Origin of the sequence: Frankia casuarinae, assembly GCF_000013345.1 — a bacterium.
GTDB lineage: Bacteria > Actinomycetota > Actinomycetes > Frankiales > Frankiaceae > Frankia > Frankia casuarinae.
In genome coordinates this window covers 176,354-197,281 of the sequence record NC_007777.1, presented here as the reverse complement: position 1 = coordinate 197,281, position 20,928 = coordinate 176,354, and the positions used below count along the sequence as shown (strand labels likewise).

Genomic DNA, 20,928 nt, shown 5'->3' with positions numbered 1-20,928 from the left:
GAATGATGTCAACCTCGAATGATGTCAACGGCCGGTGGGAAGATAGGCGGCGGTGATCGCGGTGGCCAGCGCACGCTGCCCCTGGCCGTTGGGGTGGAACGCGGCGGAGAACGGCGTTCCGAGGAGGTCGACGTCGGGAGGGCTGCCTGTACTGCTGCAGAACTCGTGCCCGGCGAAGGCGTTTTCGGTGTCCACGTAGGTCACGCCGGCCGCCCTCGCGGCGGCGCGGATCGTGTTGTCGAGGTCGTGGACGGTCTGGTTGAACCAGGCCGCGTCGGCCGGCTGGATGCGTACCCCCAGCTTCCCGAGGACGCTGACCGGGCAGGGTGCGTCCAGAGCGTCGGGGAACAGCCGGGGATAGCCCAGGACGAGGATCCGTGCCCCGGGGGCGAGGCTGCGGGCCCGTCGGACAGCCCGGTAGGTCGCGGTGAGTTGTGGCTGCAGGGTGTTCAGAGCGGCCCCCACGGCCGGTGCGGAGTGGTCCCGACAGGACGGGAGAAGTGTGGTCACGTGCAGTGCCGCACAGTAGACCGCGATGTCGGCGAAACCGATGTCGTTGCCGCCGACGGTGAGGGTGACCAGTCCGACGGTGTCGGCCGACCCGTCCAGATAGGTGTCCTGTGGTGGGGTGCCAGGCCCCTGCGACGTGGAGAAGTCCCGAGTGCGTGCGCCCGCGCAGGCCCCGAAGGTGAACAGTGGATCAGACGTCGCGGACGGCGGCGGGTCCTTGGTGGCCAGGGCGGCGTGGACGAGAGCCGGGTAGGCATCGGTCGAGCGTCGGCAGCCACCGAATGGCCGGTAGCTGCCCGGGAGGTAGTCGGCGACGGGGCCGGCTCCGTCCCCGGAGGAATACGAGTCACCCAGCGCGACGTAGCGCAGCGCGGTCAGCCTGGTCCGCGAGGATCGTGAACGGCCGGACCGGTCGGTCGCGGTCAGCTGGAACACGTAGTTGCCCGGAGCCGGGAGGGTCACCGTCGTGTCCGGCGCGTCACCGGCGAATCGGGCCGGGGCCGGTCCCGACAGCATCGTCCACGCTGTGGATGCCGCGGGCCCGGTGACCCTGCCGTGCAGGGCCACCGCGCTCAGCCCGACGACTGTGCGCGAGCGTCCCGCCTGCACGGTCACCATCGCCTGCCGCGAACGTGTCACCGTCGTCACAGAAGGTTGCGATGTCGCTGCCGCGACGTTCTGCCGGCTACGGGATACCTCCGCTGCGCCCGTGTCACGGCAACCCGCGACCACCACGGCCGCCACCAGACCCACCACGAGCATGCTCCACCGGCATCGCCCGAGATCGCTACCCGTCATACCGTCATGATGACAGGCCGTGGAGTGGAGTCCACGGATGTGATGCACGTGGAGTAGCAGTCCTGCGACACCCCAGAACAGTCCTGCGCCACCCCAGAACAGTCCTGCGCCACTCCGCGACGGTCCTACGACACCCCAGAGTGGCGGTCTGTAAAGGGGACGGCCACCGCATGATCCCTTCGAGAAACATACGAAGCAACTCGACAAGGAAGAACCGCGATTACACGCACCGATGGTAAAGCGTAATCATATGTCCGTTAATGTCGGTCTATGGATCGACGGATGCTCCTTTCCCTACTGGGCATCGGCGCCGCGCAGGCGCTGATCGGATGCTCGGCCGGCACGGCGCCCGCCAAGCCCGACACCCACGCCACCGACACCGTGCGCGGCCCTGGCCCCGTCCCAGCGGTCGCACCCGTACCCACGCCCGGGAATTCCGTAGCCACGCCCGGGGATGGAGTGGTCACAGGTCCGTCGCCCTCGTTTCCGCCGATGCCCCCGCCGCATCCAGGCCGACCCACCGTGACCTTCCAGGCACCCGCCCGGACCCAGCAGATCGCCCTGACGATCGACGACGGCTACGATGCCGCGACGGTCGCCGGCTACGTGGCGTTCGCCCAGCGATCGAAGATCCCCATCACGTTCTCGCCGAACGGCGCCTACCGGGCGATCTGGGACCGCCACGCCGACGTCCTGCGTCCGCTGGTGGAGTCCGGCCAGGTGCAGATCGGCAACCACACCTGGACCCACAAGAACCTGCTGCACGAGACGGACACCGCGATCCGGGCCGATATAGAGCGGAACGAGCAGTGGATTCAGCGAACCTTCGGGATCACCAGCCGGCCCTGGTTCCGTCCGCCCTACGGCGCCCACAACCCCCACGTCGACGGGCTCGTGGGCGAGCTCGGCTACACCCGGGTCCTGCTGTGGAACGGCAGCTTCGGCGACTCGACCACACTCACCCCGCAGCAGCTCATCGGGCTTGCCGAGCAGTACCTCAAGCCAGGCACGATAATGCTCGGCCACGCCAACCACCAGACCATCCTCGGCCTGTTCGACAAGGTCCAACAACTGATCGAGCAGCGCAACCTTCAGCCGGTCACCCTGGATACCATGTTCGGCACCTCCCGCGCCGTCGGCTGACAACGGCAACATTTCCGCGGAAGCGACGATCTCGTCCTGGTCGGAAGGGCCCGAGGAATGCCCGGTCAAGAAACTCCCGGTCAAGAAATGCCCGGCCAAGGAGCCAAGGAGTTTCACCCGGGCCGGCCCTTCCGAGGTCAGGTGAGCAGGTCGTGGACCGGTACCGGGGTGAGGCCGGCCGTGCGCAGGTTCGCGACGATCCGGGGGAACGCGCTGACGGTGCCCGGGTAGCCGAAATGCATGCTCACGATGGAGCCTGGCCGGGTGCCGGCCCGCACCCGCGCGACGACGGTGTCGGCTCCGGGGGAGGTGTAGTCGAGCGGGTCGACGTCGAAGTCCACAACCGTGCGGTACCCGGCGGCGCCGGCCTCGGTGAGGATCAGCGGGGTGGCGGTGCTCGTGCCGGAGGGCCGGAAGTAGCGGCCCTGCGTCGGGGCCAGTCGGGCCAGGACGTCCCGGCAGCCGGTGATCTCCGCGGTCACCCGATCGGCTGGAAGCGTCGTCAGCGCCGGGTGGGTGTAGGTGTGGTTCGCCAGTTCGTTGCCGGCCGCGAGGATGACGGGGACGAGGTCGCGGTGCTGGTCGAGCCATTGCCCGACCGCAAACACGGTGATCGGTGCCGAGAGCCTGGCGGCGTCGGTGAGGAGCTGATGGGCCAGGGACAGATCCTGACCCGCCTCGTGCGGGCCGAGATGGAAGGTGAGCGCGACCCGGGACCGGTCACGCGGTCCGTGGGTGACCGCCGCCGCCGCGCCTCCCGGCACCAGCTCCGGGCCGCCGGCCGCGCCGGCAGCGGAAGAGGCCGCCGCGGTCTCACCCGATGTGCCGCCAAGGGCAGGGGCGAAGGGTGACGGCGTTGCTCCTGAGGACGCTGGTGGCGCCGAGGGGGTCGAGCCACCGGTACCGCAGCCCGCCAGCCCCGTAGCCGCCGCCGTACCGGCCACAGCCAGGAACTGACGACGAGAGGTACCACGACCGGCCGGCTGAGACATGACGCTGAGGGTATCTCGGCTACGGGGATATCCCGGCCACTGGAGGCGCCCGATGGGCACCCAGGATCACCAGCCGGGTACCGTGAGGCCACGGGCGGCCAGACCCCGACACGAGCCTTCTTGTCGACGATAGATCACAACCAGGCAAGCGATCAGTAAAACGCCTTTCTACCATATTCGATTATGCGACCGTCCGACGGGGTCGAAGGGCCCCGCGTGAAAAGACGGTACTAGCGTGTCGGCATGCCAACCAGGGCGAAATCGCATCAACCCCGGCCCGGGAAGCGGCCCCGGCCGTACGGCCCGATCCTGCTGGCCGGCCTGGTGGTCCTTGTCGTCGCCCTGCTGGCGGGCTGGGCCCTCCGTGACCCGGGCAACCAGGCTGCGAACGCTGGAGCCCTCCCGCAACCGCCTGCGTCCCCGGGCGCGTCCCCGGGCGCGTCCCCGGGCGCGTCCCCGGCCGCGTCCCCGGCCAGGGCGGGAGCAAGCCCCACCGCCGCCGTTGCTGGTGGTACCACCGTTGCTGGTGCTACCACCACTGCTGTGGATGTGTACGCCCACGCCCATGCCGGGATGCTGAGCCCGGTCGTGCGCGACGATCCGCAGCTCGTCTATGTCCCGAACCTGTCCGACGGCACGGTCAGCGTCATCGACCAGCACACGCTGCGGGTAGTGGCCACCTACCCCACGGGGCGCGGCCCGCAGCATGTGGTCCCGTCCTGGGACCTGCGGACACTGTGGGTCAACAACAACGTCGGGAACAGTCTGTCACCGATCGACCCGCGGACCGGGCGCCTCGCCGGCCGGGCCATACCGGTCACCGACCCTTACAACCTGTACTTCACCCTCGACGGAAAGAGCGCGATGGTCATCGCCGAGGCGAACCACAGCGTCGACTTCCGCGACCCGCACACCTTCGCCCTGCGCCACAGCCTCGACGTGGGCAGCCGGTGCGCGGGCGTCAACCACGTCGACTTCTCCCCGGACGGCACCTATGCGATCGCCACCTGCGAGTTCGCCGGCCAACTGGTCAAGATCGACCTGGCGCACGAGCGGGTCCTCGGCTACCTCGATCTCGGACGCACCGCGGCCCCCCAGGACATCAAGATCGATCCTGCGGGCCGGGTCTGGTACGTCGCCGACATGAACGCCGGCGGCGTCCACCTCATCGACGGGGACACCCTCACCAAAACCGGCTTTGTCCAGACCGGCCCGGAGGCCCACGGCCTGTACCCCAGCCGCGACGGCCGCTATCTCTACGTCGTCAACCGGGGCGGCATGATGACCTCCGACATGGTCCCGTTCCCGCATACCGGTGATCGGGGCTCCGTGTCGGTCATCTCCTTCACCACCAGGAAGATCGTCGCAAACTGGGCCATCCCCAGCGGCGGGACCCCCGATATGGGCAACGTCAACGCCGACGGGACCCGGCTGTGGCTGTCCGGCCGGCGCAGCAACGTCGTGTACGTGTTCGATACCGGCGGGAACGGCGGGTCGGACCCGACGACCGGCCGGCTGTTGACCGAGATCCCGGTGGGCCACGAGCCGCACGGGCTCGCTGTCTGGCCGCAGCCCGGGCGCTACTCCCTCGGCCACACCGGAATCATGCGATAAGCCCTCGCGTGTTCGATACTCCTGTCCATCGGCTGTCCACCGGCTGTCCACCGGCTGTCCACCGGCGCACCGCCAGCACGATCACCTCCGGGGGAAAACCGGAGCCCCCCTACCTGCCAAGATGAGACGAGACAGGCAGTACGTTCCATCTGGGCTGGCTTGGGCGGGGCTGGGATAGGTAGATCGGGTGATCCTCGCGGCGCTGTCCCGGCTGTTACCCCGGGCCCGCTGGGACGTCTTCTTCGTCACCCCGGCCACCGTGCTGCGGTGGCCGGGGTGACCTCCTCCGGCAACTTTCTTACCGGCGGCACGTTGCCTTGACGCCGGCGACAAGGTTTAGCGTCTTGCCCCGGGCGGGTGAAGGAGGTCGGATGCTGATCGGCGAACTGGCGGAACGGGCCGGCACGAGCACCCGCACGCTGCGCTACTACGAGTCACACGGGTTGGTACGGCCACGGCGCTCCGCCAACGGCTACCGCGTCTACGACGAGACAGAGCTGCGAGTCGTCCACGAAATTCGGGCCCTGCTCGCTGTGGGCTTCGACCTCAACGACATCCGCCCGTTCGTCGCCTGTTTGCGGGCCGGCAACACGTCGGGACACGTTTGCCCGGACTCTGTGCTGGTGCTGCGACGCAAACTCGCCGAAGTCGATGTCTGTATCAAGCGGCTCGACGCGGTACGGCAGCAGTTGCAGAGCCAGCTCGCTCAAACGATCGCGATGCGGCCGTAGTAGCCGTCGCTGACCGACGAACAGTCATCGAGCTCAACGTCCCTGTCCGCCCGGCCAACGGCGGGCGGGGAGCAATGGGGTATCAGCAGATCGGAAGAATGAGATGAAGTTCGCAATCGGCTACAGCACGCCCTACTACGGTGTCGACCCGGACCGGATCACTGCCTACGCCCAGCATGCGGAGGAATGCGGCTTCGAGGCACTGTATCTGCCGGAGCACATCGTGCTGTACCCCGGGGCGATGGTCGGGTCCATCGAGATCCCGCCGTCGCTGCCCTACGCCGATCCCCTCGATTGCCTGAGCCTCGTCGCCGCGGCCACGAACCGGATGCTGCTCGGCACGGGCGTGCTGCTGCTTCCCTACCACCATCCAGTGGTCCTCGCCAAGCGACTGGCCACCATTGATGTGCTGTCCAAGGGGCGGATGCGGCTATTGACCGTGGGGCTGGGAACCTTGCCGGGCGAGGCCCAGGCGGTGGGGGTGGATTTCAGCACCCGTGGTCGCCGCGCCGACGAGGCGATCGACGTGATGCGACTGCTCTGGGCCGGGGGCGAGGACGGGGTCAGCTTCCGCGGGGAGTTCTTCGACTTCGACAACCTGTGCAGCTTCCCGAAGCCCTACGGCGTTACCCAGCTGCCCATCCACGTTGGTGGATCAAGTCGGGCGGCTGCACGCCGGGCCGGGCTGCGAGGCGACGGCTACTTTCCCGGCGGTGCGCTCGGTCCTGATGAGCGTAGCCTCCAACTAGACCTCGCCCGGTCGACCGCCTTCGAGGCTGGCCGTAATCCGGATGCTCTGGAGTACACGCGATGGGGGTCGATCGACATGACACCGGAACGGGTGGAGGCGTTCGCCGCGCAGGGTGTGACCCGCATCGTCGTGGGCGCCACGGCCATCGATCCAGTTCAGCAGCGCGACGAGATATCCGCGTTCGCCCAGCGGTTCGGCCTCCTCGACCGCCTATCGACCTGACGGTTCGGCCAGACCAGGTCGGCGGCGCGTATGTTCTCGACGTCCGCCAGTAGGCGGAGTTCACCTCCGCCTACTGGCCGGGTGCGACCTCATGTCGAGCTCGGCGACTTGCCCGCCCACCTCGCCGACGTCGCAGCCGGGCTACCGGCCAGCGGCACAGGTCCGGGTCGGTGTGGGCATCCCACCTGCACGCCGGCGCTTGATCCCACCCGCCGCCGGCTCCTGCCCCAGGACCGACCCACCCCCTTCTGCAGGGAGTCTCCGCCTTGACCAGCGACAACCACGGCATCATCGAAGCCGGCCGTGCCATCCGCCCCTACCTCGCCGACTGGTTCGCCCCCCAGGACGCCGCAGCCTTCGACCAAGGGATCGCCGCCCTGCTCACCACTGCCAACCCGGCCGACGCAGGAACCCAGGCTGGTCAGCTGCGCGCCCTCCTCGAAGGCCACCCTCACACCGGCCGGTTCCTGCGCGATGTTCTCGCCGACGCCCCGCACTACAGGCCGCCCGACCAGCAGCCCCGCTACCAGCGCACCCCCCGCCCCAGCCCCCTCGGCGACCCAGGTCCAGTCGCCGCCGACCGGTACAACTGCCCGCGCGGCGACTACACCTGGTACCGGCCCGACCTAGGCAGCGCCATCCCCACCTGCCCCACCCACCAGGTCACCCTCGTACGAGGCTGACAGGCATGCTCGAGGAGTTCTGGAAAACAGTCGGCGAGAAAGTCGCCGACCGATGGGCATCGATCGCCGCCCCCGCCCTGGTGTACTGGCTCGCCCTCCTCGCCGTTTGGACCTACCACCACGGCGGCCTTCACACCCTCAGCAACCACACCAGCTGGCTCGACCGGCAGACCCCCGCAATCCAAACCCTCGCCATCCTCACCGCCCTACTCGGCATCGCAGCCACCGCGGTCCTGGTCAGCAGCGCTGCCACTCCGCTGCTCCGACTGCTTGAGGGCTACTGGCCGGCCATCGCCGACCCCCTCCGCCACCGCCTCGCCGCCCGCGCTGCGGCACGCGCCGCCGCAGACGACCTCGCCTGGCAGACAGCACACACTGCCGTGCAACCCCCGAACACCCCCACAAACCGGCAGCTCGTCGTCTACACCCGCCTCGAACGGCGTCGCCGACAGCATCCATCCCCAGGCGCCCCCGGCTTCTTCCTAGCCACCCGCACGGGCAACATCCTGCGCGCCGCCGAACGACGCCCCACTGACAAATACGGCTTGGACACCATTATCTGCTGGCCCCGTCTCTGGCCTCTGCTCCCTGACACCCACCGGACCGACCTCGCCGCCGCCCGCACCGCCCTCGACACTGCCGCCACCATTACCCTGTGGGCGCTGCTCTTCGCCGCCACCGGTGGCCTCTACACCCTGCTTGCCATCCCTGCGGGTCTCGCCGTCGCCACCATCACCGTCACCGTCGTCATCCCCGCCCGTGCGCAGGCGTTCGGCGAACTGATCGAAGTCGCCTTCGACACTCACCGCACCCAGCTCTACACCCACCTTCGTTGGCCGCTCCCCCACACCCCCGCAGAAGAAAAACCCGCGGGGCAAGCCCTCACCGCCTACCTCTGGCGCGGTTCCGACAACAACACCCCTAACTTCACACAGCCCACCCCGTGATCTCCCTCTGATCTCGCTACAACAACATTGCCAACACCGTCACGCGTCCTTTTCCTCAAACGTCGAGGTTCTCAAACGTCGAGGTTCTGGACAGACACTGCGGACAAAGGGGAGACTCTGCCACATTCGAAACCAGCAAATTCGGCAGGTATGGGTCCGGCCCGGAAGGCCGGACGTTGAGGAAGCCTCGTCACAGAGGAGAGGGGAACGAGTCGATGCGGGACGATCTTCTTGCCAGGGTCCAGGGGCGACTGGAGCTGTTCGCCGCCGAAAGCTCCCCCGAGATCGTGTTGGCCAACGATGCGGTGTTGGAGGTGATGGGTCTCTTGAACGCCGTCCCGGATCCGTCCATCGACACGGATGTTCTGCTCGCGGCCGGTCTTCTGTACTGGTGTCGTTATCTTGTGCTGGGAGGTGACGATGGCCGGCCGGACCTGGCGCGGGCACGGGAACTGCTGGCATCGGTCCACCGGTCGAATCCGACCCTTCTACCCAGCGAGATCCGTGACGCCCTTGACGAGGCTGACATGAACCCGAGCAGCCGGGAAAGGTTGGCACTTCGCGCCGAACACCTGTACGGCCAGTCGACGAAAACCGGTGACGTCGACGGTCTCAGCGAGGCGATCGCCCTGTTCCGACGCGCGTCTGCTGTTACGCCCGTGAGTCATCCGCTTCACGTCGGGCTCCTTTCCAATCTCGCGACGGCGTTACAGACGCGGTTCGCCTGGACGGGTTCGGACTCCGACATCGACGAGGCGGTCGACCTCGGCCGGCTGGCCGCCACCCGGGCACCGGAGAACCACCCTTCCCGCTTCCTGGTGCTGTCGGGTCTCAGTGGTTCGCTATGGGCGCGATGTGTGCACCGGAAGTCGCCGGCGGACCTGGAGGAATCCCTGCAGGCAATCCGGCAGGCGGTCGCGGTCATCCCGCCACAAGATCCTAATAGCGGCCGTTATCTGTCAAACCTAAGTAACATTCTGCGTTCCCGGTTCGAGTGGACGGGCGCGCGAGCCGATCTCGACGAGGCAGTGGAACAGGGTCGACGCGCCGTCGATGTGACGCCGGCCCACCATCCTCAGTACGCGACGATGCTCACCAATCTGGCCGTCGCGCTGCAGACGCGTTTCGTGCAGGCCGGGGTCTCGACGGATCTAACGGCCGCCATCGATATCTTTGGCCGCGCGGCCACAGTAACGCCTCCCAGCCATCCGCACTTTCCGGTCGTCTTGGGAAACTTGAGTGCTGCGCTGCTGGTCCGGGCGCTGCACACCGGGACGGACTCCGACCTCACCACGGCGGTGGAGACGGCCCGGCGGGCAGTGGCTGTGACTCCTCCCGGCAGCCCGGACCGTGCCCGGCGTCTCTCCAATCTGGGCAACATTCTCCGGGCACGTTTTGATCGGGTCGGGCTGCTGGTTGACCTGGATGAGGCTGTGGAGGTCTGCCGGCAGGCGGTAGTGGCGACGCCGGCCAGCCACGCGGAACGGGCCGTGATACTGACCAATCTTGGGGCCGTGGTGGGTCTGCGCGCGGATCGAATCGGGCGCGCGGCCGACCTGGACGAGGCAGTCACCGTCGGCCGGCAGGCGGCGGCTGCCACCTCGACGGAGCACACGGCTTGGGTCCCCGTCATGGTGAACCTCTGCAGGGCGCTGTCACGACGCGCCCGGCTGGCTGGTACCTCCGCAGATCTGGACGAGGCGGTGGAAACTGCCCGCGCGGCGCTCGCCGCCGCCGAGGCCAAAGAGAACAGAGCCTTTGTCGCGGCCGCGGCGTCGAATCTCGGCGAGACCCTCCATCTCCGCTTTGACCGGACAGAAGACATGCCCGACCTGGACGGTTCCGTGGCGGCGTACCGGATGGCGGTCGATGCTCGCGGCGATGACCCGGATGCTGCCACTTCCCTGTCCGGCCTCGGTCTTAGTTTGTGGAACCGTTTCGAACACACTGGGAGGCCGGCGGATCGGGATGTCAGTATCGCCGTGTTTCGACGTGCCGCCGCGCTGGCAACGGCAGCACCCAGCATCCGAGCGAAGGCGGCGGGAGCATGGGCGAGCCTGGCGGCCACCGCGGGCGACTGGCAGCAGGCTGTCGCCGGCTACAGCACCGCTGTGGACCTGCTGGGACAGGTCGCGCCGCGCAGCCTTGACCGCGAAGACCAGGAGTATCGTCTCGTCACCCTGTCCCGGCTGGGATCGCAGGCCGCCGCAGCGTGTTTACAGGTCGGCAAGGTCGAACGCGCCCTGGAACTCTGGGAGCAAGGACGCGGAGTCATCCTCGGCCAGATTCTCGACGCCCGTACGGACCTCGCCCTCCTTGCCGCAAGAGACCCGGAGAAGGCCGCGCTGTTCAGGCGGCTTCAGGATGAGTTCGACGCTCCTCCCGCCTTCGACGGATCCGACATACCGCTGGCGGAGCAGGCATCCCCGCCATTCGTCGGAAACGACGCGACGGGCACGGCACGACGCGGTGCCGACCGGCGGCATGCCCGCGCGGCGCGGTTCGCAAGCCTCGTCTCCGAGATCCGCAGCCTGCCGGACTTCGAGCGTTTTCTTCTGCCACCAACCATCGACGATCTTCGGCACGCCGCGAGCCAGGGGCCGATCGTGGCCGTCAACGTCAGCGAGATCCGTTGCGATGCCCTGATCCTGACCACGGCCGGCGTGCAGCTCCTACCCCTGCCGGACCTCACTGAAGAAGCCGTTGGTGACCAGGTCCTCGCTTTCCTGACGGCTGTCGAACGCGGCGACGAGAAGGGGCTCTCGAACGTCTTCGGCTGGCTGTGGGACGTCCTCGCCGGACCGGTGTTGGAACGCCTGGACATCCACGGACCACCGGCAACGGGCACCTCGTGGCCGCGGATGTGGTGGTGCCTGTCGGGGCTGTTGTCGTTCCTTCCCGTGCACGCGGCAGGCCATCACCAGGCTCGATTCGATCCGGCGCCGGACACGCTGATCGATAGAGTGATCTGTTCGTACACTCCAACGATCCGCGCCTTGGGCCATGCTCGGCGCACCGCGCCCGACGCGGCGACGCTTGTCGGCCTTCCGTCAGCGAACGACGAGGGCAGGCGCGCGCTGGTCGTGGTGATGCCCCACACCCCCGACGCCGGCGACCTGCCCGGCGCACACCTCGAAGCCGCCATCCTCACGCGGATTCTGCACGAACGGGTGAGCACGCTGGTCCAGGACAAAGCGACCCGCGCTGCGGTGCTGGCCGCCCTGCCGCAGGCACGCTGGGTGCACTTCGCCTGCCATGGCGAGGCAGCCATCTCCGCCCCATCGACCAGCCGTCTGCTACTACACGACCAGCCCCTCACCGTTCTGGACGTCAACCGCCTCAGGCTCACCGACGCCGAACTTGCATACCTGTCCGCGTGCGAAACCGCCCGCCCGGGCGGCGAGCTTTCCGACGAGGCGATGCACCTCGCCTCCGCCTTCCAGCTCGCCGGCTATCGGCATGTCATCGCCACGCTGTGGCCCATCAACGACCAGATCGCCGTCGACCTCGCGGAAAATATCTACAGGTTCCTAGCCGACGGTAGCGACGTGGCCGCGGCCGTTCACAACGCCACCCGTGCCCAGCGCAACTACGCGCCGCGATCCCCGTCACAGTGGGCGTCCCACATCCACGTCGGCGCCTGACGCCGCCACGCCCACACCGTAGCAGCCCACCAAGCTGCTACGTGAGGTTCTTGACAAGCCGTCGCGGCGACAGGAGGTGCACAGAGCGCCCGGGCGGGGGTTCCGAATCCGGTCACCGGCAGGCCTGCGCCGGGAGCGAAAGTAACTGGCGGTGGTTTGTTGTGATCGGTAATGGGAGCGGGAACAGGGAATAAGGAGAAGTGATCGCCTGCGGTCATGGGGGTGAGCAGTGATGACAGCGCGGCTGCCGTGCCCGCCGGCACCGGCGCCGTGGAGGCGTACGCGTCCCGGTTCGATGACCTGTTCGCGTCGCGGGCGCAGCGGCAGGGGTTCCGGGACTGTCTGGTTGGTCTGGCTGGCGCCGCGGGACCGGAACAAGACACTGACCTGCCTGGCCGGGGCGGAGCCGGTGGTCGGCGCCCAGCACCGGCAGGCCCAGCGGCTGCAGTGGTTCGTCTCGGAGTCCTCCTGGGACCACCAGAAGATCAACAGTAGGCGGGTTGAGCTGCTCGCCAGAGCGCCAGGCACAGCCCCGCAGCCGGGCGGGGCCCTGGTCATCGACGACTCCGGGGACCGCAAGAGCGGGCACGCCACCGCGGGAGTCTCCCGCCAGTACCTCGGTTCCCGCGGGGCCATCGAGCGTGGCGTCGTCGCGGTGACCACGGCATGGGCCGACGAGCGGGCCTACCACCCGCTGCACACCCGGCTCTACCTGCCGGCCCCCTGCCTACCCGAGGGGCGCAACGACCCGTCGTTCCAGACCAAGGGGCAGATCGCCGCCGGCCTGGTCACCGACGCCCGCACAGCCGGGATCCCGTTCCGCGCGGTGATCGCCGACTGCTTCTACGGCCCGTCCGAAAGCCCCGGCCTCGTCCTCGAAGACGATCCAGGACCCTGTGGCCGCAACGATTTTTTTGCCCGCGGCCACGTCTCCCGCGGCCACGTCTCCCGCCGCCACACCCCCACCGCACCGTCGTCGCGTTCAACCGCCCGCCGGGCGGGCCGCTGGCACGACCAGCCCCGCCGCCGCAGCCGCTCACATCGCAGAGCTGGGCAGGAACCTGCTACTCAACGTCTTGGGCCTCCCTGCCTTCACCGTGGCCGCGCTGGAGGTAGTACCGAAGCAGTCGATCTTTCAGCCGGGATCGCTGGCGATCGCTGGTAGGGCGCCGGATTGGGAGCAATACAAGCCCCCGGCTCCTGGTCGGGCCAGCCGGCTGGTGGGCGGGTCGGGTCGATACCAGCGGGAGTTCGACGCGGCCCGAAGCACGTGGGAAGCCGACACGGCCGAGTTCCAGCGGGTCGAGACCGACCGGCTACGACAACTCACTGCGGCTCGAACCAGACACGACCAGCAGGTGGCTGCGGCCCTCGACCGTGCCGCGGCGCACAACGCCCGCATCGCGGCACAGTGGGCGGCGTGTCTGGACGGTGACCCGGAAGCGGTCGAGTGGTTCGTCGGCCAAGCGCTCGCGGCCACGTCCTATCCCGACGGCTTCCCCGTAGCACGCAAAATCGCCTACCGGCCCCAGGAACACGACATCGTCATCGAGATCGAATTCCCACAACGATCCGTGATCCCCGAAATCAGGGAATACAAGCTATTCAAGACCGCACCCGAGGTCAGGCCGGTAAAGTGGAAAGAGCCTGAAGCCAAGAAGCTATATGCGCAGCTCGTTGCCTGGATGACGTTGCGGATAGTGCACGAAGTCTTCGAGGCCACGAAGACGCTTGACCTCATCGATGTTGTTGTCTTCAACGGAACCGTCATCGATGTAGCACCCACGACCAGCAAAGACACTCTCTACCATCTGGTAAGTCTCGAACCCGAACGATCCCTGTTCGAGGCGAGCCTTGAACTCGACCGAGTCACCGATCCGATCGGATGCCTGCCCGAGCTGGGCGCGGAAGTCTCACCCAACCCTTACGATCTAGAAGCCGTGAAACCCGTTGTCACGTTCGACCTCCGTCGATTCAGACGTACGTAGTCGGAATTCCCGTGGGTGCATGGTCGCGGGCGGCGTGACGGTCGGTCACGCCGCTGGGTGTTGCGAGGAGTTCGCTGGTCAGCTGGGTGGCTGTTTCCACGCCTCAAGGTCGTCGGGGCTGGCGGCCCAGGGCAGGAACCGTTCGAGGTCGGTGCCGGTGAGCGCTGTGTCGTCGGTCCGGCCGCAGGCGTCGAGGTAGCTTTCCAGGTAGGTCAGCAGGTTCAGTCCGTGCAGCGTCGTGGTCGCGGTGACCGTGAAGATCGTGGCGGCGTCGCGGGCGGCGTCCTCGGTGCGGGAGCCGCCGGCGTTGCGCCGGGTCACGACTGGCCCCCTGATCGCTCTCTCGGCCGGGTTGTTGTCCAGACCGATCATGGGATAGCCGCGGTGGGCGGTCAGGCCGTCCCATTCCCGGTCCATCGTGGCCCGGGCCTTCTTCGCGGGTTCCTGCAGGCCCGGGGAGGTCATCTGTTCCTGTCGGACGGTGTCGATCACGCCGATCGCGGTGTCCCAGCCGGCGTAGGCGGCGGCCAGGGCGCGCTCGGCGCGCGGGGACGGGGCCGTGGCGGGGGTGTGCCAGGCCGCGGCGAGCGCGTCGTGCGCGGTGTAGAGATCGCGGATCCGGTCGACCCGCTGGCGGGCCCAGATCCCGAGCTGGGCGGGGTTCGCGTCCCCGGCTCGTACGAAGTGCCGCCGGGCCTGCGCCCAGCAGTACAGGTTGACCAGGCCGTCAGCCCGCCGGCCGGCGGAGGCGTAGACGGTGTAGAAGTCCGACGACAGCACGAGCCGGCGCGCCGCGCCGCCGGGGGTGTCGCTGAGCTGGCCGGTGTCCGGGTCGAGGCCGACATGGTCGGCGAGGACCGCACTCGAACGGGTCGCGTCCATCACGAAGCACACCGAGTCCTCACCGAGGAAGACCCACAGCCAGAAGCGGGCCGGCCCGCCGCCGGGGAAATCGCAGTCGACCTCGTCACGGGTGAGATGGTCATAGTTCCGCCGGCCCATCAGTGGTCCGCGCTGGTGACCGCATGGTTGATGTTGGAACATGCTCCGACCAGCCGGGAGATCCGCGGAGACAAGGAACTGGCCCCGCCGCTGCCCCTGGCCTCGGCCGCCGGTGGGCTACGACGCGCCATGCTGTGCGCGGCGCGCGGTGGGCTGTCGTTGCGGGTGGCCGGCGAGCACGTCGACTGGTTCTTCCCGCTGCATCTATACGGGCCAGGCGAGCTGCGGGACAAGGCGGCCGCCGCGATACGGGAGTTGGAATATCTGGTCAAGGATGTGGCTCGCCTCCACGGGAAGATCCGGGTGCGGGGAATGCGCTCGTGCGTCATGGCCGAAGAGGCCTTGATCAGCGAGATTCTGCATACCCGGTCATTGGCGAAGCTGTCCTTGGCGCGGGTGGCGCCGACGGTGCTGTCCAGCTCGCACGAGCCGCACGAGGTGCTGGCACGGCTGCGTGCGGCCGGGCTGTCCCCGGTCGCCGAGGACGCGACGGGCACAGTGATCGTCGAGAAGCAGCAGGAGCACCGCGCGGCTGCGCCCCGGTCGCCGACGCGGGCCGCGTCCCGGGTCCGGCCCCGGATGGACGCGGAGAAGCTGGCCGCACGGCTGCTCGCGGACCCGGATGGCACGGACAGCGGCGGGTCGGATATCTCGGAGACGTCCGCGCGGCTGGCGCAGCTGAACCCTGGCCTGACCGATACCGAGATCATCCTGCTTGCCGACGCGATCGAGGCCCAGCGCGACGTGTTGATCAGCTACCGGAACAAGGCAGGAAACCGGACTGCCCGGGAGATCCAGCCGCACCAGCTGTACGGCCGATGGCTCGAGGCGTGGTGTCACCTGCGGGACGCACAACGGGACTTCACCGTGGCCAACATCGAGTCGGTCGCCCCGGTCGGCTGACCCCGTCGGTGGCCCTCACCGACTGCCTGTGCCCGCGCCCGACATCAGGCGACCAGGCCACTCACGCTCCAGCCCTCGGTGGGTTCAGGTGCCTTCGCGTACAGCTGCGAGGACTCGACGCAGGTCGACAGAGAACTGGGGTAGTTGCTCTCTGGCCGCGGTGTGCAGTATCTCGAGGTCGACGGACCAGTAGCCGTGGACGATCCGGTTGCGTAGCCGGACGGGCTGCTTCCAGGCGATGTCGGGATAGCTCTTGGTGATCTCTTCGGAGAGCTGACTGGCGGCTTCGCCGAGCACGGTGAAGTTCCACAGGAGTGCGTCGCGGCGCTGCCGGTCCGCTTCCAGGGCGCTGACGGTGATTCCGTCGGTGAGTTTCTGTGCCTGGTCGGCCGCTTCGATCATCTCGCTGAGAAGGAGGACGTCACGCCGCATAGACGGGCCGTGCCTCAGCCAGGACGGACGAGCGGAGCAGCGGGTGGAGCCCGCGGGCGGAGACCAAATCGACGGGCCGTCCGAACAGGCCGGTGAGGTCATCGGCGAGCTGCTCGATGTCCCAGCCCAGACGCCGGCCCGGCGCAAGGGTGTACAGGATGTCGATGTCGCTGTCAGCGGTCGCGGTGCCGCGCGCCTGCGAGCCGAACACCTGGAGTTCCGCGATCCCGTAACGAGCGCAGATCGCGGCCAGGCGTGCCCTGTCGATCTCTACTCCGGCGATGGACCCCACAGGTCAAGGGTAGCCGCAGGAAGCTCAAGGTCCAGGGCGCACCGTTCCAACGCGCATCGCCGCTGATCATGACTGCCCGTTGACCAGCCGCACGGGCAAACCGCGACTCACTGGCATCACGCCCGCCCCGGCGACTCGGACCGAGGCCAGCGGCACCCCGAGGCGGTTAAGGGGTTAACTCAACACCGGCAAACGAGCTCTGGACCACAGCGCCCGCCGGGCGAATCAGGCGACGGTTCGGATTGTGCGAATTTTGCACCAAGAAAAAAGTTCAACAAAATGCCAGGTCACACCAAGACGACGGCGCCCGCGAATGGAACGCCCGCGACGGCCGTGTCACCGATCTCGGGCTGCACTGCACCGTCGCCCCCGCGGCCGGTAACGAGATCACGATCGCGATTCGGGCATCCGCAGGCAGCGAGAACACGACCGGGTGACAGACGCCGGGTATTCGTGGTTCACAGATCCACCGGCCGTGCCCTCCACGACCCGGTGGACCTGACTCCCGCCACGGCGTGGCCATGGCTACTGAGAGCCTGTCCTGGATCTTGAGTGATGTTAACGCCCTGTAGTGTCGCGGGGTTGCCGGCGTGGGACGGGATTCCCGCGAACGAGACGGCGGACCATGGTGCGGATCATCGCTCAGTGGATGAACGATGCGGAGGTGGCGGGGTGGCGTTCGTAGTCGTGGGCAAGCCGCCGGTGGGCGGTGAGCCAGACAAGGGTACGTTCGACCACCCATCGTTTCGGCAGGGCCTCGAAGGTTTTCTGACCGGGTTTCTTCCGAACGATCTCGACGGTGGTCCTCATGATGGTCCGCGCCCATGCAACAGGCTGGCCAGCGAAACCGCCGTCGGCGAACAGATGACGGCAGCGATGATGGGTGAAGTAGTGGTCTATCAGGAGGCGCCGGCCGCCGTCGCGGTCCTGGACGTTGGCAGGGACGACGAGGACGGTCAGCAGGAGACCCAGCGTGTCGACGATCACGAACCGCTTGCGGCCGTTGACCTTCTCGCCGGCATCGTAGCCGCCGGAGTCGGCGCCGACCGTCTGGGCGCCCTTGACCGACTGGGAGTCCACCACCCCCGCGGTCGGCTCCGCCTCCCGGCCCCGCGCGAGCCGGACTCTGCCCCGCAGCGCGTCATGGATCCCGGCGGTCACGCCTTTTTTCTTCCACCGGTCAAAGAAGCCGTAGACCGTCTGCCACGGCGGGAAGCCCGCCGGCAGCGCGCGCCACACGATCCCGTTGTGTGTCACGTACAGGATGGCGTCCACGATGTCCCGGCGAGAGTGCGCCCCGGGCCGGCCGTCCTTCGATACCGGCGGCAACACAGCTTCGACAAGCGCCCACTCGGCGTCGGTCAGATCCGATGGATACCGGTGTGTACGTACCATGACCAGCCCCTGCCGCCATCACCCCCGTCCAAACCCCACCACCAACATCCACACCAACTTTCCGTCACGCTCCGCATATGCAAAAAGATCCAAAACAGGCTCTTGGAGCCTTGCCGGTCGACAGCGCAACGGACATACATCCACCTCTCCCGTGGTCTTCGGCGTGAGTGGCTCGTCACCCTGCAATTCTCCGCGACAGCGCTGAAGTTTCGGACGACTGGGCATCGCGCTCACCGCGCGCTGAAGAGATAGCGCTCGAGTACCCGATCGACGAATATCCGGCCGACACCAGGGCCGCCGGCCTCTGCCTGGGGGTCGGCGTCGGCGTCGACCTCGGTCTCGGCGTCGGCCGCGCGTCGGTACCGGTCCGGGTCGGCGAACAGGCCGTCCGTCACCTCATGCTCGACCAGCTCCGCGACAGCGTGCGCGGAACCGCCGAGGGCACGCAGTGCCCCGCGCAGCGTCTCCCACTCGACGTGCCGGTCGTTGTCGTTCCACAGCTCGGCTGCCAGGTCGTGGACGAGGGAGACGACCAGCACGGGCGTCCGGATGGCCGAGGAGATCACCATGACGTCGACCGCCGCAGCCGAGTGGCGTGCCGCGGCTGCGTCCCTCACGCCAGCCGGTTCGGGGCGTGCGGGAGCCCAGCGCCGCATCCCGGCGGACACCGTGGCCGCCGTGGACGTGACGAAGACGGCGAAAGCCATCAGATCGAGCAGAATGGTACGAGGCCCACGCCATGGCAGTGACGGCTCGGACAGGCCCGCTTCGGCAGCGAACACCGCGGCCAGGGCCCCGTCGATCGGGCCCGGTACCTCTTCCCGCGCCGCCGCGAGCGGCGCCGGTACCTGGAGGGTCAGGATCCCCTCGAACGGGGCGGGCAGGCCGTCGGCGACGAGGCGGGCCAGGCGGTCACGGGCGTCGAGGACGTCGTTGAGCCAACCGGCGGCGACCGTCGGAAGACTGCGCGCCGCCCGGCCCGGTGCACCGGCCCCGTCCACGGCCGACCCGCCCGGCCGCCGTCGGTCGACCAGTTCGGCGAGTCCCGCGGCCACCCGCTGCAGATCGGCGTCGGCGAGGGCGAGGACATGGGTCGCTACGACCAGCGACGCGGCTGCAACGACATCCGCATCGGTGAGATGGCGGTGCACATGCTCGGCGGCGGCGGGGTGGATGCGCCGCGTGGTCTCGGTCAGGGTCGCCACCAGCCCACCCACCGGACTCGCGGACCACTGCCCGCCGGTGGCGAGCCGCTCGACGTCCGCGGAGCATTCCGCGACGGCCTTGTCGATCGCGGCGACGCAGGCGGCAGGCACCAGACCCAGCCGGCCCTCCGCACGCACGACGGCCGCCTCCACGTCCAGCATCGCCCGCAGCCACGCCGCACCGCTCGTCGCCGTATCGATGAGAGTTCCGGCCCAGGACGCCGCCCGCCCGTCACCGTGTCGTAGGTCGTCCATCGTGCCGCTTCCTCTCGCAGACGGAGGTCCGGTCGCGGTCACGGCCGAGTGCGGGGCGGACCGGTCCGGGCGATGTGCACTCGCCGCCTCCGCCGCCCGGTCGGGCGCCTGCCGTGGCAGCGGTAGCGGTAGCGCCAGACCAGACTGTGCGGCTCGGCTACAGCGACGCTCGAGAGCCGGCCCGGGCCGCGCTCACCCTCGGGCCTCCAGGGCCCGCAGCTGATGGCGCACATGGCAGCCACCCGGATAGACGGCGGCATCCGGCCCCACGCGCAGCACCCGGTGGCAGGGGATGAGGATCGGCAGTGGATTGGCCGCTACCTCCAGCCCCACCGCCGCCGCCTCCGCCGGTCGACCCGCCGCGACAGCCAGCTCACCGACCGTCACCGCGGCGCCGAAGGGCACGGCGCACAGGGCACGCAGGACCTCCCGCTGGGCCGGGCCAACCAGCGACGTGTCCAGCGGCACCGCGAACTCCCGGCGGTCGCCGTCCAGGTACTCCACGATCTGGCGGTACACGTCGTCGAGCTGGCCGCACCTGGCCTCGGCGGCCGGCCCGACCTGCCTGGTCACGCTGTCCAGCACGAAGTCGGCGTCCTGGTCGCGGAAGGCCACGCGCACCACACCCCGCTGGGTCCGCACGAGGAAGAGCCGGCCGACAGCCGTGTCCACGTGGCGGTGGGTCACGGCGGCGTGAAGCGGGGCTCGGCGCACAGGCATCTCGCTGATCGCCGGCCTCCGGAATGCGACGGTTCGTGCGTTCACCCCTACGACGTCCGGGCCGGGCTGTTTGTGAGCCCCGGGCAGGTCCTCGCGTCCTCGTCCGCCCGGGACGGGCCCCGGCCGCTGCGCCGACCGGATCCGACCCGGCCCGAGCCCGGGCTCACACTTGGGCCGTGTGGATCGTTCTTCTGGCATGGAGCGCGAACCGTTCGACGCCGTGGTCCAGCGGTGCGGGCCGATGGTGCTGCGGGTCTGCTGGGCGGTCGCCGGGCCGGATCTGGCCGAGGATGCCTGGTCGGAGACGTTTCTCGCGGCGCTGCGGGCGTATCCGGAGCTGCCTGCGGGCAGCAACGTCGAGGCGTGGTTGGTGACGATCGCGCGCAACAAGGCGATCGACCAGCTGCGGGCCCAGTCACGGCGGCCCGCGCCGACGGAGCGCCTCCCGGAGCCGGCCCGGTGGGAGGAGCGTGACGCGCAGCTGGATCTGTGGGACGCGCTGAAACGGCTCACGCCCAGGCAACGGGAGGCCGTCGCGCTCCACTATCTCGCCGGACTCCCGTACGCCGAGGTCGCCCGGCTCGTCGGTGGCAATCCCGCCGCCGCGCGGCGCGCGGGCGCTGACGCCATCGCATCGCTGCGGAGCATGCTTGCACTGGCGAAGGAGGACGAGTCGCGATGACCAGCGACGATCTTCGGGC

The 20,928-nt window shown here is 68.7% G+C and carries 18 protein-coding genes and 2 pseudogenes; 11 read left to right on the top strand and 9 right to left on the bottom strand.

The window, feature by feature from the left end; genetic code table 11:
- Positions 1 to 24 precede the first annotated feature (24 nt).
- A complete protein-coding gene (locus tag FRANCCI3_RS23045; protein ID WP_157858540.1) occupies positions 25 to 1,149 on the bottom strand; it encodes an SGNH/GDSL hydrolase family protein in 1,125 nt (374 codons plus the stop codon).
- A gap of 441 nt (positions 1,150 to 1,590) precedes the next feature.
- On the opposite strand from FRANCCI3_RS23045, the gene FRANCCI3_RS00825 reads away from it, so the two are divergent.
- Positions 1,591 to 2,451, top strand: a complete 861-nt coding sequence (locus FRANCCI3_RS00825; RefSeq protein ID WP_023840183.1) for a polysaccharide deacetylase family protein — start codon at positions 1,591 to 1,593, stop codon at positions 2,449 to 2,451.
- Between the two features lie 137 nt (positions 2,452 to 2,588).
- Here FRANCCI3_RS00825 and FRANCCI3_RS00820 read toward each other — a convergent pair whose 3' ends face one another.
- Positions 2,589 to 3,215 carry a polysaccharide deacetylase family protein gene (locus tag FRANCCI3_RS00820; RefSeq protein WP_108913321.1) on the bottom strand — a complete coding sequence of 209 codons (627 nt, stop codon included), beginning with the start codon at positions 3,213 to 3,215 and terminating at the stop codon, positions 2,589 to 2,591.
- Between the two features lie 471 nt (positions 3,216 to 3,686).
- On the opposite strand from FRANCCI3_RS00820, the gene FRANCCI3_RS00815 reads away from it, so the two are divergent.
- The 7 genes and pseudogenes from FRANCCI3_RS00815 to FRANCCI3_RS27635 form a co-directional block, all read left to right on the top strand.
- Positions 3,687 to 5,057, top strand: coding sequence for a YncE family protein (locus FRANCCI3_RS00815; RefSeq protein ID WP_011434635.1), 1,371 nt, complete (start codon positions 3,687 to 3,689; stop codon positions 5,055 to 5,057).
- A 371-nt stretch (positions 5,058 to 5,428) separates the two neighbouring features.
- The gene (locus FRANCCI3_RS00810; protein ID WP_011434634.1) at positions 5,429 to 5,788 is read left to right on the top strand and encodes a MerR family transcriptional regulator; all 360 of its coding nucleotides are present in this window, start codon (positions 5,429 to 5,431) and stop codon (positions 5,786 to 5,788) included.
- 103 nt (positions 5,789 to 5,891) lie between these two features.
- The gene (locus FRANCCI3_RS00805; protein WP_011434633.1) at positions 5,892 to 6,761 is read left to right on the top strand and encodes a TIGR03619 family F420-dependent LLM class oxidoreductase; all 870 of its coding nucleotides are present in this window, start codon (positions 5,892 to 5,894) and stop codon (positions 6,759 to 6,761) included.
- 266 nt (positions 6,762 to 7,027) lie between these two features.
- Positions 7,028 to 7,444 (top strand): hypothetical protein, encoded by a 417-nt coding sequence (locus tag FRANCCI3_RS00800; RefSeq protein ID WP_011434632.1) that lies wholly within the window; start codon positions 7,028 to 7,030, stop codon positions 7,442 to 7,444.
- Positions 7,445 to 7,449: 5 nt separating this feature from the next.
- Positions 7,450 to 8,391: a hypothetical protein gene (locus FRANCCI3_RS00795; RefSeq protein WP_011434631.1), complete on the top strand. Its 942-nt coding sequence runs from the start codon at positions 7,450 to 7,452 to the stop codon at positions 8,389 to 8,391.
- A gap of 215 nt (positions 8,392 to 8,606) precedes the next feature.
- Positions 8,607 to 12,035: a CHAT domain-containing protein gene (locus tag FRANCCI3_RS00790; RefSeq protein ID WP_011434630.1), complete on the top strand. Its 3,429-nt coding sequence runs from the start codon at positions 8,607 to 8,609 to the stop codon at positions 12,033 to 12,035.
- A 232-nt stretch (positions 12,036 to 12,267) separates the two neighbouring features.
- Positions 12,268 to 12,987: pseudogene (locus FRANCCI3_RS27635) on the top strand (transposase); the annotation flags it as partial.
- Positions 12,988 to 13,019: 32 nt separating this feature from the next.
- Here the strand turns inward: FRANCCI3_RS27635 and FRANCCI3_RS28850 are convergent.
- Positions 13,020 to 13,067 (bottom strand): annotated as a pseudogene (locus FRANCCI3_RS28850) (hypothetical protein); the annotation flags it as partial.
- 188 nt (positions 13,068 to 13,255) lie between these two features.
- Between FRANCCI3_RS28850 and FRANCCI3_RS00780 the strand changes: the two are divergent.
- On the top strand, positions 13,256 to 14,023 hold the full coding sequence (locus FRANCCI3_RS00780; RefSeq protein WP_035958099.1) for a hypothetical protein: 768 nt from the start codon (positions 13,256 to 13,258) through the stop codon (positions 14,021 to 14,023).
- Positions 14,024 to 14,101: 78 nt separating this feature from the next.
- Here the strand turns inward: FRANCCI3_RS00780 and FRANCCI3_RS00775 are convergent, their stop codons facing one another.
- Positions 14,102 to 15,025 (bottom strand): IS66 family transposase, encoded by a 924-nt coding sequence (locus FRANCCI3_RS00775; protein WP_237704556.1) that lies wholly within the window; start codon positions 15,023 to 15,025, stop codon positions 14,102 to 14,104.
- 15 nt (positions 15,026 to 15,040) lie between these two features.
- Between FRANCCI3_RS00775 and FRANCCI3_RS00770 the strand changes: the two genes are divergently transcribed.
- On the top strand, positions 15,041 to 15,928 hold the full coding sequence (locus FRANCCI3_RS00770; RefSeq protein WP_051569443.1) for a WYL domain-containing protein: 888 nt from the start codon (positions 15,041 to 15,043) through the stop codon (positions 15,926 to 15,928).
- Positions 15,929 to 16,012: 84 nt separating this feature from the next.
- Here the strand turns inward: FRANCCI3_RS00770 and FRANCCI3_RS00765 are convergent, their stop codons facing one another.
- The 5 genes from FRANCCI3_RS00765 to FRANCCI3_RS00745 form a co-directional block, all read right to left on the bottom strand.
- On the bottom strand, positions 16,013 to 16,360 hold the full coding sequence (locus FRANCCI3_RS00765; protein ID WP_006538963.1) for a HepT-like ribonuclease domain-containing protein: 348 nt from the start codon (positions 16,358 to 16,360) through the stop codon (positions 16,013 to 16,015).
- Complete coding sequence (locus FRANCCI3_RS00760) at positions 16,350 to 16,652, bottom strand: nucleotidyltransferase family protein (protein ID WP_011434627.1); 303 nt, start codon at positions 16,650 to 16,652, stop codon at positions 16,350 to 16,352. The genes FRANCCI3_RS00765 and FRANCCI3_RS00760 overlap by 11 nt, the downstream gene beginning before the upstream one ends.
- 642 nt (positions 16,653 to 17,294) lie before the next feature.
- A complete protein-coding gene (locus FRANCCI3_RS00755) occupies positions 17,295 to 18,047 on the bottom strand; it encodes an IS5 family transposase (protein ID WP_011434626.1) in 753 nt (250 codons plus the stop codon).
- A 230-nt stretch (positions 18,048 to 18,277) separates the two neighbouring features.
- A complete protein-coding gene (locus FRANCCI3_RS00750; protein WP_011434625.1) occupies positions 18,278 to 19,507 on the bottom strand; it encodes a 3-carboxy-cis,cis-muconate cycloisomerase in 1,230 nt (409 codons plus the stop codon).
- A gap of 192 nt (positions 19,508 to 19,699) precedes the next feature.
- Entirely contained in the window at positions 19,700 to 20,227 is a 528-nt protein-coding gene (locus FRANCCI3_RS00745) for a methylated-DNA--[protein]-cysteine S-methyltransferase (RefSeq protein ID WP_011434624.1), read from the bottom strand.
- Between the two features lie 196 nt (positions 20,228 to 20,423).
- Between FRANCCI3_RS00745 and FRANCCI3_RS00740 the strand changes: the two genes are divergently transcribed.
- Positions 20,424 to 20,909 carry an RNA polymerase sigma factor gene (locus FRANCCI3_RS00740; RefSeq protein ID WP_011434623.1) on the top strand — a complete coding sequence of 162 codons (486 nt, stop codon included), beginning with the start codon at positions 20,424 to 20,426 and terminating at the stop codon, positions 20,907 to 20,909.
- Positions 20,910 to 20,928: the final 19 nt, after the last annotated feature.

What these genes read in the sequence shown, in the direction of transcription:
- FRANCCI3_RS00825 (WP_023840183.1), top strand. Translation starts at nt 1,591, where the DNA reads ATGCTCCTTTCCCTACTGGGCATCGGCGCCGCGCAGGCGCTGATCGGA.
- FRANCCI3_RS00815 (WP_011434635.1), top strand. Translation starts at nt 3,687, where the DNA reads ATGCCAACCAGGGCGAAATCGCATCAACCCCGGCCCGGGAAGCGGCCC.
- FRANCCI3_RS00810 (WP_011434634.1), top strand. Translation starts at nt 5,429, where the DNA reads ATGCTGATCGGCGAACTGGCGGAACGGGCCGGCACGAGCACCCGCACG.
- FRANCCI3_RS00805 (WP_011434633.1), top strand. Translation starts at nt 5,892, where the DNA reads ATGAAGTTCGCAATCGGCTACAGCACGCCCTACTACGGTGTCGACCCG.
- FRANCCI3_RS00795 (WP_011434631.1), top strand. Translation starts at nt 7,450, where the DNA reads ATGCTCGAGGAGTTCTGGAAAACAGTCGGCGAGAAAGTCGCCGACCGA.
- FRANCCI3_RS00790 (WP_011434630.1), top strand. Translation starts at nt 8,607, where the DNA reads ATGCGGGACGATCTTCTTGCCAGGGTCCAGGGGCGACTGGAGCTGTTC.
- FRANCCI3_RS00775 (WP_237704556.1), bottom strand. Translation starts at nt 15,025, where the DNA reads ATGGGCCGGCGGAACTATGACCATCTCACCCGTGACGAGGTCGACTGC.
- FRANCCI3_RS00765 (WP_006538963.1), bottom strand. Translation starts at nt 16,360, where the DNA reads ATGCGGCGTGACGTCCTCCTTCTCAGCGAGATGATCGAAGCGGCCGAC.
- FRANCCI3_RS00755 (WP_011434626.1), bottom strand. Translation starts at nt 18,047, where the DNA reads ATGGTACGTACACACCGGTATCCATCGGATCTGACCGACGCCGAGTGG.
- FRANCCI3_RS00750 (WP_011434625.1), bottom strand. Translation starts at nt 19,507, where the DNA reads ATGGACGACCTACGACACGGTGACGGGCGGGCGGCGTCCTGGGCCGGA.
- FRANCCI3_RS00745 (WP_011434624.1), bottom strand. Translation starts at nt 20,227, where the DNA reads ATGCCTGTGCGCCGAGCCCCGCTTCACGCCGCCGTGACCCACCGCCAC.
- FRANCCI3_RS00740 (WP_011434623.1), top strand. Translation starts at nt 20,424, where the DNA reads ATGGAGCGCGAACCGTTCGACGCCGTGGTCCAGCGGTGCGGGCCGATG.